The sequence below is a fragment of the Streptomyces sp. NPDC001020 genome (assembly GCF_053599115.1).
On the sequence record NZ_JBSFLQ010000004.1, the window covers coordinates 273,802 to 285,555 of the forward strand.

An 11,754-nucleotide genomic window follows, 5' to 3' on the forward strand; every position below is an offset into this window, starting at 1 on the left:
TGTGGTCCACGGGAATGGACCGCACCGGGTCGTGGGGCCCTCTACTCGCCGGCAGAACCATGGGTCCAGACTGAAATGAAGACCTGGTCAGGTGATGTGCCGCAGTAGTGCGGCGACCGCTGGTGGCGCCTCGCCGGGAGGGCGGACGACCATGATCTTCCAGTTCGGCGCGTGCCGGTCGAACCGGTACTGGAGCAGATCGGGAAAGCGGTCCCCGATCGATTTCGGCATGATGCAGACGCCGAGGTCATTGCGGACCAGTTCGGCCGCCGCGACGATGTCGTTCACCTCGAACGTCGTGCCGCGGTCGACACCTGCCGCCCGGAAGGCCCGGTCGACCGCGTAGCGGATGGCCCAGCCGGGTGTGAAGTCCACCAGCGGCAACTGGGCGATGTCCGCGAGCCGGACCTCGCCCTTCGGTGTGGCCTCGCCGAGCACCCGCCGGGGCGCTGCCATCAGCACCATGTCCTCGCGGGACAGCAGCCGGGTCGTGAGCCCACGCTGCTGCTGACGGTCGAGGGCCACCACGGCCAAGTCCACCGTGCCCTCACGCAGTGCCTGCCGGATGTCGGCGACGGCAGCCTGCCGCAGCTGTACGACCACCCCCGGATGCTCCGCGCGCAGCGCGGCCAAGGCATGGTGGAGTCCCGCCCAGACGCCCTGCATCGTGCCGACCGTCACCCGCCCGCGCAGCTGCCCCTGCACGGCGTCGACCGCTTCCCGGGCCAGCTCGGCGGCCCGGAGTGCCGTGCGTGCGGCAGGGATGAACGCCTCACCAGCCGGGGTGAGGGCCACGCGGTGCGTGGTGCGATCGAACAAGGGTGTGCCCAGTTCGCGTTCGAGGGCGCGGACCGTGCCGGACACGGCGGACTGGACCACGTGCAGTCGGCGTGCGGCCGCCGTGAAACCACCCGTTTCCGCCACGGCGACGACGACCTCCATCTGCCGCAAATCCATCGTCCGCTCCCGGGCAAGCAGTGCTCCGCGCGACGCGCATGCGACGGACGGGCTTCGATCTTTACTGCATCGTATGCGGAACGCACGGCACCCTGCGGATCGCCGGATCCCCCTCCGGAGCCCCCGGTCACCCGCGTCGGGTCGGCAGACGAATACCGCGACCGTTGCTCTCAGGCGCGGACCAGGGGTGTGTCGACCAGGTGCTCGGCCAGGAACCACGCCTGCCGCTCACCGGTCCGGATCACCTGGGAGACCAACAGGTCGTTGGTGCCGTCGTCACCACCCTCGGCGGCCCGGGCCGCGGCCTCGTGGGCGTCGACGAGGATGGACTCGTGGGCCGCGAGCAGCCGGGACAGCATCGCCGGCACCTCCTCCACCCCGTCCGGGGGTCGCGGGATCGAGGTGAGTTCGGCGACGTGCCGGGAGTCCCCGACCGCGACGCCGCCCAACGACTGGACACGCTCGGCCAGCGCGTCGACGATCTCCAACTGCTCGCCGGCATGCCGGTCCAGGACCAGGTGCAGTTGGTAGAAGGTCGCGCCGCGCATCAGCCAGTGGTGCTTCTTGTAGAGGCCGTGGAGGATCTGCGTGTCCGCGAGGACCCGGTTCAGGCGCTGACAGGAGTACATCCGCGTCTCGTAGGACAGGCCGACCGGATACAGCCTGACGGTCCCGAACTCCTGGATCACCTCGCCCTTCTGATGCAGCCAAGGCTGGCTTCCGTGCGGGGTCGACGAGTGGGTGGTCATGGGGCGCCTCCTGCGGTTCCGTGCCGTGTGTACCCCAGTGACGTTAGGTGCGGGGCCGGGGACGACTTGTCCGGCAGCGCATGCGATGGAGTCCGCGAGCGCACGGTAAGGCGGGTCCTCGTCCTCGGTGTTGGCTCCGGGACGACCCGCCGTACGCCGTGGACTCGGGCGATCGGGAAGGAAGCGAAGGACCCGTCGATCCATCCTGTTCCTGATCCGGGGTGACAACGGCTGAGTGACAGACGGGCGTTGCGGTTCGGTGGGAGTCGTAAGGGTGAGCGGGGCACACCGCCCGGGGTGCGGCGGATAGGAGCGGGTCTTGAGGGGAAGCTCTTTCGAGCACGTGGGGGCCGAGGGGTGCCCCGTTGGTCGCTTGTCACGCACCTGACATACGACGCACCTGTGCGATGCGCCGAAGAGAGAGGCACTGAACGCCATGAACAGACCCCCCTTCCGTGGCTTCCGCCGCACCGGTCTTGCGATTCTGGGCGCTGCGCTGGCGTCGGCCACGCTGGGCACCGCGGCGAGCGCGGCCGTGCCGCCGGACACGGCGCACGCCGCTTCGGCCGGGGCGCGGACGGCAGCCGCGCGCAGTTGCGCCGTCGTCTACTTCGACCTGGGCGAGACCCTGGTGCACACGGACGAGGCCTCCCGCACCGGCTACATGCCCGGCGCGGCCGCCTATCTGCGCAAGCTGCGAGCGCGGCACATCAAGGTCGGGCTGATCACCAACGTGCCGTCCTCCTGGGGCAAGACGGACCTCGAGCGTGCCGCCACCCTGAAGAAGGAGGTCGACGGCGCCTGGCAGGGCTCCGTCCCCTTCGCCTGGGAGGACTTCGGCGACCGGATCCTCACTCCGCGCACCGAGGCGGAGCGCAAGCCGGCGCCCACCCTCTGGGAGCGGGCCAAGACGCAGGCGCACGGCTGCCGGCTCGTCTACGAGGCAGAGACAGCCGCGGAGACCGACGTCGCGGTCTCGCTCGGTTACGTGGCCTACCAGACGGGGCTGCCCTCTCGCCCCGCCTACCTCCCGGTCGGCGTGATCGAGCGGCTGGCGCACGGCTCCCGCTGACGCGCCTGCACGGCTTGCCGCACGCCCGCGCCGCGCCCGCGCTCGAGGGAGAGTGCGGGCGTGTGCCCGTCCTACACGACGGCCTTGGGGTGCGGTTCCGACGTCTGCGGCTCCGCCGCCTCCCTGGGCCCGCGGCGCATCGCCTCAGCGCGCACCACCAGTTGGAACGCGCCGAGCAGCACCGCGGTCGCCAGGGCGCTGTGCCAGAGCAGGGCGTCCAGGCGTCCGGCAGAGAGGTAAGCGCCCACGGCGACGGCCGCCAGGGCGCACACCGCGCGGTCCACGATCGACTCGACCGACAGAAGCGTCGCCCGCGGGGCGTGGGCAGGCACGGCGTCGTTGACCAGCTTGCGCTGGATCGGGTATGCGAATCCGGCGGCGGCGGCGAACAGACAGAGCAGGGCGACGACCGTCCAGGGCCCGCCGAGCGTGATGCCCGCCAGGGTGCCCGCGAGGGCGAGGCTGAGGACGGACACCCAGGCCACCGGGGACAGACGGCGGCCGAGCCACTGGGGGCGTGCCGAGCCCACGGCCTCCGCCACCGTCATGGCGGCGAGCACCCCGCCGTGCGAGGCCTCGCCGATGCCGTGGTCGAGCAGGATCGGCTGGAAGAGGTTGACCTGGCAGATCCTGGTCAGCGTGAACACGGCCACGCCCTGCACCATCACCAGTGCCAGCCACGGCGAGCAGGCGAGGCAGCGCAGCGCGGCCTTCGCCTCGCCCAGCGAACTGCCGCGCCCGCGCTTCGTGGCCCGGCTCTTTCCTGTGTGGCCCGGCGCGTCCGTACGCCGTGACCCGGCGGAGACGGCCGCGCGGGGCAGGGCCATGACGCAGACCAGGGACCCTGCCGCGGTCACGGCGCTCAGGATGTACGGGGCGGGATGGGCGAGGGCCATCAGCGGACCGACCAGTGGCCAGCACACGACTTTCGCGGCCAGTCCGAGCGCCCGGGCCGTGCCCTCCGCCTTCAGGTAGTGCTCCTCGCATCCCTCGGCACGCAGCCCGTCGTACAGGTAGGCGCTGGCCGCTCCCGAGGTGAGCGAGCGGCCGGCAGCGATGGCGAGGAAGTGGACGAGGAAACCGGTGTACGAGGCACTGAAGACCGGGGCGAGATTCGCCGCCGTCATCACGACGGCGCCGGCCCGCAGGCAGTTGCGGGTGCCGATGCGGTCAGCGATCAGCCCGGTCGGGACCTCGAAGAGGCAGAAGGCCACGTAGTAGATGCTCTGGATGCCGAAGATCTGGCCGTCGGAGAGTCCGGCGTTCTTCTGATAGGCGTAGAACACCGGCATCCACCACAGCAGGTTGAACAGGAGCTGGAAGCCGTAGTTGAGCCGGATGATGCGACGGGCGGTGCCTGTCAGGGAGGTGGTGGCGAGCCGTGACGTGGCCGCGGGGCGCGGGATGCGGGGGCTCACAGCGCGTAGGGGCGGATCTGGACCAGGCGGAAGCTGCCTTGGTCGGTCAGCAGCCACTCGATGTCCAGAGGGCCGTCCACCTGGGGCGCGCTGAAGTGGGACTGCAGCAGCCGCCCGGTCAGGGACAGGTCCGCGAGCCGGGCCCGTGTGGTGGCGGGCAGTTGCTCGCTTGAGGAACCGAGGTCGACGGTGCGCCCGCCCCCCTCGACGGTGTTGTAGAGGTACTGCTGCGGAAGGGTCTTGCCCTCGACGACCTGTTCGGGCGACCCCGGCGAACAATTGAGGTAGACGTTGCGGAAGTCCTCGCGCCGGGTCGGGTTACAGGTCACCAGGACGCCGCCGAGTGCGGCCGGGACGTACACCTGGATGATCACGCCCATGTACGTCTCGTCCGGGGAGATCCCCACCTGGTGACGCAGCCGTACGCTGCGCGGGGAGAGCAGCGAGGCCCACACCTGCCGCACGGAGTCGAGGAGTTTGCCGGTGCCGCGCACAGCGGTGACGGAGTCGTAGACACCGGCCGCGGAGAAGCCCGGGAGGTCTTCGGCGTTGGAGGACGAGCGCACCACGAGCCTGCCGCCCGCGGCGAGCGAGGTGTGACAGGCCCGCGTGATCTCCTGGGCGACGGAGTCGGGCATCGGGGTGTGCCGGATCAGGTGCTGGAGCTGCAGACAGAGCGAGTCGAGCACGTCGGTGGCGTCGAGTTCGAGCGCCATCTTCAGCTTGCCGATGCCCTGCTGGAGCGCGGGGGAGGAGGTGAGGAAGCGGTGCAGGAGGGAGAACGGCAGGGCGACACCCTCGGGGGCCTCGACGGTGTCGGCCACGAAGGAGGCCGCGGCCGCGCGGAGTTCCACGGCGGAGGGCGCGTGCAGGCCGAGCCGGGCCGCGAGGTGCCCGTACAGGTTCTCCCGCGGCGGGCGGGGGCGGCCGTAGAACGCGGTGAGATCGGCCGTGCGGCTGTCGAGTACGTGGTGCAGTTCCCCGAGGTTGGCCGCCTTGGTGCCGTAGCGGTCCCGGTCGGCGCTGCGCAGCCGGTGCAGGGAGAGGACGGGCGCGTCCTGAAGGAGCGGTGGTTCCAGCCGGATGCGTTGCTGGTGCCAGGCCGGGGCCCGCAGCTCCGGAACCTCCTCCATCCGCTCCAGGGTGATCTCGTCCTCGCAAACGCGGTAGCGGACCCAGGCGCCGTCCAGACCGTCCTTCTCGATGAGCTGTTCCAGGTCGCGGACGATCGCGTTGGGGATGCCCCACCCGGAGGCGAGGACGTTGGTGTGGGAGAGCGGCGTGATGGGCATGGTGTTGATGAATCCAGCCACTCTCTGCACGTCGTCCGGCAGGCAGGGCATGGCGACGATGTCCGACCAGCCGAGCCCGCCTGCCGCCGCCTCGTACTCCTCTACGGTCCGGAAGTGGTGCAGCCGACCCATCGCGTCCCCGGGGTTGAGCGGCGTGCGGGTCCTGGTGCCGAAGAGCTGGTGGCTGAGAATGCGCGGCACCCGCTGCTCGCTGACCGCGGCGAGTTCCTCTTCCTGACCGTGATTGGCCGGCTTGAGCAGCAGCGGCAGCCTGCCGTCGAGGCGCTCGCGGACGAAGGAGTAGAAGAACTCCAGCAGCTCCCCGTCCATGGTGTCGGCCTCGGTCGTCTCCAGCACGAGGAAGGTACGCTCGGTGCCCTCCACGTCCCCGTCGGTGTGCAGGGAGAGCACCCCGAGCAGGAAGCGGCGCCCGGGGTCCATGTAGACGGACGCGTTGAACTCGTCCAGGGCGGCGTCGAGTTCGGCGACGTCCATGCCGAGGACACGGGTGGCTATGTAGTTGACGTGGAAGGGGTGCACGGCCGTGTCCAGCAGATGCCAGGTGGACTCGGCGCGGTCGACGACGACCTTGAGGTACGAGTGGCCGGCCAGGACCCCGGACAGTGTGCGGAACAGCGGCAGCGAGAGGTTCTCGCCGACGACCGTGCGGTCGGTGGCGGGTTCCGCGACGTCGGTGGGGAGAGTGACGGTGCTCATGCGGGGGCTCCCTCGGGCTGCGACGCGGCGGACACGGATTGCGCTACGGCGTACCCGGCAGGCGGCAGCACCGTGGGCAGCGCGTCTATCAGCGTCGTGAAGTCGCGGAGCACGGTGCGCGCGTCGGGGGCCGAGAGCAGACACAGGGCCGCCATCGTGTTGGCCCCGCCTGCGGGGTCGTAGACCGGCACAGTGCTGCCGTCCGGCAGTGAACTCTCCGGTACCACCGACAGAGTGCTGCCCTCGCTCAGCGCGACGGTCTCCTTCACCGTGGGAAAGTCCCACACACGGCGGTCCCGCCAGGCCTCGCCGTGGCCGTCCACCGCGAGGACCACGAGGGAACCCGCGGCGCCTCGTGCCTGCTCGGGGCCCAGGGCACGATCGGGCCAGTCGACCGGGCGGCCCAGGAGGTGGTCCACGAGCATGCCGACGAGGTCGAGCCCGAAGACCTCCTCGATCTGCGGGACGGTCATCGCGCCGCCGAGCCGGGCGGCCGTCTCGATCAGCCACATGCGCCCGTCGGCGCCGAGCTTGATCTCGGTGTGCGTGCCGCAGTCGCGCAGGCCGAGGGCGTCGACGGCGTCCCGGGCGAGGGCCACGACGCGGTCCTGGAGGTCCGCGGGAAGTAACGCGGGGGTGATGCCGGCCCGCTCGGTGAACGGCTCGACCGTCGGCATCCGGCCGCTGACGCAGACCGGACGGAAGACGCCGTCCGCCACGACGCCCTCGACGCTGACGTAATCGCCCCAGCCGGGCTCGTCGAACCACGGCGTGGCCTCGCCGGTCACGATCTCCTCGACCACGTAATGCGCGTCGGCCTCGGCCACATGGAGTTCGGCGAAGCCCAGTTGGGCGGACTCGGCCATCGTCGCGCGCGAGCGCCGCCACGCGGCGTCGGCTTCCTGCGGGGAACCGATGATCTGGTGGGCGGTGGAGCCCGCGCTCCAAGCCGCCTTGAGCAGCATGGGGACGGGCAGAGTGGCGGCGGCCTCGTGGAGGTCCGTCTGCGTGGTGACGGGGTGGAACGCGGGCTGCGGCAGGCCGCGCCGATGCCAGGTCTGCCGCATCCGCCGCTTGTCGCGGGCGAGCGCGACGGCGCCTCCCGCCCCAGGGAGACCGAGGGCCTCACACGCCTCGGCGACGGCCACGACCGCGTACTCGGAGAAGGTGAGAACGGCGTCCGCGCCCACGGCTTCAGCCCGCGAGACGATCAGCGCGACCAGGTCGGACCGCTCCGCTTCGGTCGGCCTCACGACCGAGGCGCACAGCCTGCCCGCGGACGCGGCGACCGTCGACGGAAGCGCGCTGAGCGCCAGCAGGTGCACTTCCGCTCTCGCCGCCGCCCGCGACAGGACATGGCCGAGCGGCGGACCACCTTTGGCGTGCACCAACAGAACTGTGCTCACTGAAGTTCGTCTCCTATCGCTTGTCCTGCCGGGGGGCGTCGAACAGTGGCCCGGCCCCGCTACACGACCGGTCGGCCCGGCTGGGCCGTCCCCGGGATCAACCCGCGTAGAACACGACGGGTGCTGGCGGCGCATTCAAGAGAAGCAGACGGGGGACCCCGGAAGTGCCACGGGAGACGACCGCGGGATCAGGCAAATGCCTGAGTCGCAGACCTCTTTGAATCAGAAGGGGGTTTCTGGGGCCGCCTATGGTGAGTTGTGCGGGGATGCGCTCACGCACCGCAGTCGGCCGATAACCGAGCATGAGTGGGTCCGGCCCGGGAAAGGCATCGCAACGTCACCTTCCGCCGCCCGGCAGCGACTTGCAGGAAGGGCAGTTGTGGACGATTCCGGTGTCAGAGCATTCATGGAGCGCCTCCCCGTGTTCTGGTGGGAGGCCGACGAGCAGTCGCGCGTGGCGGAGTGGGGCGGCGGCGCCTTCAACGACCTGTCCACCGCGCAGCGCTTCCTCGACCGCGCGCGCCAGGAGATGTCCGCTCCGGTACGCCACCTCGAAGAGGGGCACCGCCTTGTCCAGTTCGACGGCCGGACCTTCCACGTGCGTTGGCCGCCGGGCGAGAGCCCGGACCACGGCCGCACCCGCGGGATCGCCGTGGAGACCGGCACCCAGCCCGCGGGCGGCCGCCGGTACGCCGCCTTCGCGGAATTCGCCGACTTCGCCCCGGCCGCGGCCTTCCTCCGCGACCGCCACGGCCGCTACTTATGGGCCAACCATTCCTATGCCCACCTCTACGGCACCACACCGGAGCGGATCGTCGGCAGCCGCATCGAAGACCTCGACACCCCTTCCGACGCCGCCCAGTTCCGCGCCCTGGACCAGGAGATACTCAGCCGGGGCAAGCCGGTGCGCCACCACCTGAGCTATCACCGCACGGACGGCAGCACGGGGCAGGCGGCCGGCCACCGCTTCCCTGTCCAGGAGGGCGGCCAGACCTGCGTGGCCGGAATCTATGTCGACATCACCGAGCACGCCCGGGCGATGGACCAGCGCCGAGAGGCCGAGGAGAACCTGAAGGCACTACGTGATCACAGCGGTCTGCCCTGCGCGCTGCTCTCGGTCGACGGCCGTATCGAACAGGCGGGCACAGCCACCGCCGAACTGTTCCGGTCACGCCTGTCCAACCTCATCGGCCGCCGCGCCCACACCCTGCTCGCCACCACGCCCGACCTCCGCCCCCTGCGACTCGCGTGGGAGGGGCTGATCACCCGCCGTATCAGGCGGGCGGAGACCTCCGCCGTGCTCCTCGATGCCCAGGGACGCCAGCGCCGCACGCGGCTCCACCTGGCCGCGGTGAGCGGACCCGCCGGCCGCGTCTCACACGTGTGGGCCGTCGTCACCCACCAGAGCATCGCCCATGAGGCCCACCCCCCGCTCACCGCCGCGCAGATCCGCATACTGTCCCTCCTCGCAGGAGGCAGCACCAACGGCGAGATCGCCGCCTCGCTGGGGCTCTCCCGGCAGACGGTCGACTACCACCTCAGCCGGCTCCGGGCCCTGCTGGGCGCTGCGACCAGGCCCGCCCTCGTCGCCCGTGCCTACGTCCTCGGGATCCTCGGCCCCCGCACCTGGCCCCCGCAGCCGGCCACAGCCTCATGAACTTCTGCGCATGCTGAGTTCACCGGCCACGGCACACCACCCCAAACGAGTGCAGGGTACTTACGGGGATGACTGTTGCCGCGTAACCATTTCCGCAAGTGAGGGACGGCGTAGGCCGTGTCGGCGTCGAGGCGTTGGGGTTTGAAGCGGCGGCCGCGGTGGGGGGCGCGTCGCGTCTCGTTCGGTGCCCGTGAAGGGCCGACACCCAGGGCAGCCTCGCCCTGGAGCCCAGTCTTAGGTGTGCCGCCGGTGAACCGCGGCACGAGTTCCCCCGCCAGACGGCCGGTCCTCCCCACCCGACGCAGCCCACCTGCACAGAGTTGGCTGGAATGATTCCTTCCGGTCGATGCGGCGGGATCGGTCGGCGTAACCGGCCGCGGGCCGACGTTGCCGCCCTCGGGCGCCTGATTGCGGGCCGATCGCCCCGCGGACCGTACGGGGCCACCTCGCCGCCGTTGCGGAATCGACGGTTCCAGAGTCGTTCGCTAACCCGGAAGCGACGCATCGAAACCGAAATTTTCACGCCATCTCGATGACCATCGACAACAGTGCAAACCATCTGGCCATTACTTAGGTGTGATAGAACCTCTGTTCGTGCAGGTGATCGGCGGAACGCCTCCGGCAAGACCCGGTCCACGCACTCTGCCCGAAAGTCGAGTGACCTGGTCCGAGACAGGGGGGAACATGGATTGTTTGCTGGTCGGATTCAACGACACATCCTTTCCGGATTACGTCGAAACGGTCCGAGCGATGGGAGAGGACTCCGGCGCCTTCCAGGACCTCAGACTCGCCTTCGTGGAACACGAGGGCGAGCCGCTGCGCGCACTTGAACTGCTGACCCGGTTACACAACGAGGAATTCCAGGACAGGCCCCAGAACTTTCACAACTCCGACTTCCTGTGGCCAGTGATCACCTATCTGGGGACCTATCTGCACCGGGCCGGACTGTCCTTCGACTATGTGAACCTCTTTCACCTGGAGAAGGACCGGCTGCGGGAGAAGCTCCAGTCGCAGGACGTGCTGACGGTCGCCATCACGACGACGCTGTACGTGTCCGCCCAGCCGATCATCGAGATCGTCGAGTTCGTCCGCCGGTACAACAAGAAGGCCAAGATCGTCATCGGCGGCCCGTATGTGGCCAACCAGGCGCAGGTGGTCTCCGGACCTGACCTGGAGGCTCTGCTCGACTACCTGGGCGGTGACATCTACGTCATCGGCCGCGAGGGCGAGAAGACGCTCGCCCGGCTGATCAAGGCACTGCGCGACGGCGCCGACCTGGCCGGTGTGCCGAACCTCGCCTACCGCAAGGGCGACACCTTCGCCCTCACGCTCCCGGAGGTGGAGTCCAATCCGCTGGAGGAGAACATGGTCGACTACGACCTGTTCCCGCCGGACGCGATCAACGAGTTCGTCACCACCCGTACCGCCAAGTCCTGCCCGTTCTCCTGCGCCTTCTGCGGCTTCCCGCAGCGTGCGGGTAAGTACACGTATCTGGACCTGGAATACGTCGAGAAGGAGCTGGACCGGCTCAGCCGACTGCCCCACGTCAACACGATCACGTTCATCGACGACACCTTCAACGTCCCGAAGGTCAGGTTCCGCGAGATCCTCCGGATGATGATCGACAAGGGGTACGGCTTCCGCTGGAACTCCTTCTACCGGAGCGACCACGGCGACGCCGAGACCATCAGGCTGATGCGCGAGGCCGGCTGCGAGGGCGTGTTCCTGGGCATCGAGTCCGGCAGCGACGCCATGCTCAAGCGGATGAACAAGACCGCCCGGCGCAAGAATTACGTCACAGCGCTGGAAGCGTTCAACGACGTCGGGATATCCGCCTACGCGTCCCTGATCGTCGGTTTTCCCGGAGAGACCGAGGAAACCGTCGAGGAGACGATCAGCCTCATCGAGGAAGGACGCCCCGACTTCTATCGCGCCCAGTTGTGGTACGCCGATCCAGTCACTCCGATCTGGCAGCAGCGCGAGGAGTACGGAATTCGTGGCGAGGCGTTCAACTGGTCGCACAACACCATGGATTCCGCAACCGCCTGCGACATCATCAACGACATGTTCACCTCGGTACGGAACTCCATCTGGCTGCCCCAGTTCGGATTCGAGCAGTGGAGTGTTTTCTATCTCCAGCGCCGCGGTATGTCCCTGGGTCAGGTGAAGACTTTCCTGCGGAATTTCAACGCGGCCGTGGCCGATCAGATTGCCCATCCCGGGCGCCGCCACATAGCGCCGGACATCTTGGCCTCCCTCCGGGAGAGTGCGCATTTCGACGTCGTCGCCCGCGTCTGAAGCGCGACGCATATCTTTCTCATCTGACAGGGGGTCTTTTCGTCGTGCGCTCGGACGCGTCATACGACTCGACACACGAGGAAGAACTTCAGGACGCGGTGGCGATCGTGGGCATGGCGGGACGGTTCCCGGGTGCGCCCGACATCGCCTCGTTCTGGCGCAACATCCGCGACGGCGTGGAGTCGGTG

The 11,754-nt window shown here is 69.3% G+C and carries 9 protein-coding genes and 1 pseudogene; 4 read left to right on the plus strand and 6 right to left on the minus strand.

Annotation, left to right across the window (positions count from 1 at the left end):
* Positions 1 to 87: 87 nt before the first annotated feature.
* Both ACWDEX_RS05560 and ACWDEX_RS05565 read right to left on the minus strand, forming a co-directional pair.
* Positions 88 to 957 (minus strand): LysR family transcriptional regulator, encoded by an 870-nt coding sequence (locus ACWDEX_RS05560; protein WP_450461892.1) that lies wholly within the window; start codon positions 955 to 957, stop codon positions 88 to 90.
* A 170-nt stretch (positions 958 to 1,127) separates the two neighbouring features.
* Positions 1,128 to 1,706: a Dps family protein gene (locus tag ACWDEX_RS05565; protein WP_450461893.1), complete on the minus strand. Its 579-nt coding sequence runs from the start codon at positions 1,704 to 1,706 to the stop codon at positions 1,128 to 1,130.
* Between the two features lie 436 nt (positions 1,707 to 2,142).
* Here ACWDEX_RS05565 and ACWDEX_RS05570 point away from each other — a divergent pair, with 436 nt between their 5' ends.
* The gene (locus tag ACWDEX_RS05570) at positions 2,143 to 2,778 is read left to right on the plus strand and encodes a hypothetical protein (protein WP_450461894.1); all 636 of its coding nucleotides are present in this window, start codon (positions 2,143 to 2,145) and stop codon (positions 2,776 to 2,778) included.
* Positions 2,779 to 2,849: 71 nt separating this feature from the next.
* Here ACWDEX_RS05570 and ACWDEX_RS05575 read toward each other — a convergent pair whose 3' ends face one another.
* Genes ACWDEX_RS05575 through ACWDEX_RS05585 form a run of 3 tightly spaced genes read right to left on the minus strand, consistent with a single transcriptional unit; the run spans position 2,850 to position 7,611 of the window.
* Complete coding sequence (locus ACWDEX_RS05575; protein WP_450461895.1) at positions 2,850 to 4,196, minus strand: MFS transporter; 1,347 nt, start codon at positions 4,194 to 4,196, stop codon at positions 2,850 to 2,852.
* Positions 4,193 to 6,205 carry a PEP/pyruvate-binding domain-containing protein gene (locus ACWDEX_RS05580; RefSeq protein WP_450461896.1) on the minus strand — a complete coding sequence of 671 codons (2,013 nt, stop codon included), beginning with the start codon at positions 6,203 to 6,205 and terminating at the stop codon, positions 4,193 to 4,195. The genes ACWDEX_RS05575 and ACWDEX_RS05580 overlap by 4 nt, the downstream gene beginning before the upstream one ends.
* Positions 6,202 to 7,611, minus strand: coding sequence for an ATP-grasp domain-containing protein (locus tag ACWDEX_RS05585; RefSeq protein WP_450461897.1), 1,410 nt, complete (start codon positions 7,609 to 7,611; stop codon positions 6,202 to 6,204). The genes ACWDEX_RS05580 and ACWDEX_RS05585 overlap by 4 nt, the downstream gene beginning before the upstream one ends.
* A gap of 421 nt (positions 7,612 to 8,032) precedes the next feature.
* Here ACWDEX_RS05585 and ACWDEX_RS05590 point away from each other — a divergent pair, with 421 nt between their 5' ends.
* A complete protein-coding gene (locus ACWDEX_RS05590) occupies positions 8,033 to 9,268 on the plus strand; it encodes a PAS domain-containing protein (protein ID WP_450461898.1) in 1,236 nt (411 codons plus the stop codon).
* 77 nt (positions 9,269 to 9,345) lie between these two features.
* Here ACWDEX_RS05590 and ACWDEX_RS05595 read toward each other — a convergent pair.
* Positions 9,346 to 9,474: pseudogene (locus ACWDEX_RS05595) on the minus strand (IS5/IS1182 family transposase); the annotation flags it as partial.
* Positions 9,475 to 9,952: 478 nt separating this feature from the next.
* Here ACWDEX_RS05595 and ACWDEX_RS05600 point away from each other — a divergent pair.
* Complete coding sequence (locus tag ACWDEX_RS05600) at positions 9,953 to 11,566, plus strand: PhpK family radical SAM P-methyltransferase (protein ID WP_450461899.1); 1,614 nt, start codon at positions 9,953 to 9,955, stop codon at positions 11,564 to 11,566.
* Between the two features lie 98 nt (positions 11,567 to 11,664).
* A partial coding sequence (locus ACWDEX_RS05605; RefSeq protein ID WP_450461910.1) for a beta-ketoacyl synthase N-terminal-like domain-containing protein occupies positions 11,665 to 11,754 on the plus strand: 90 nt, incomplete at its 3' end.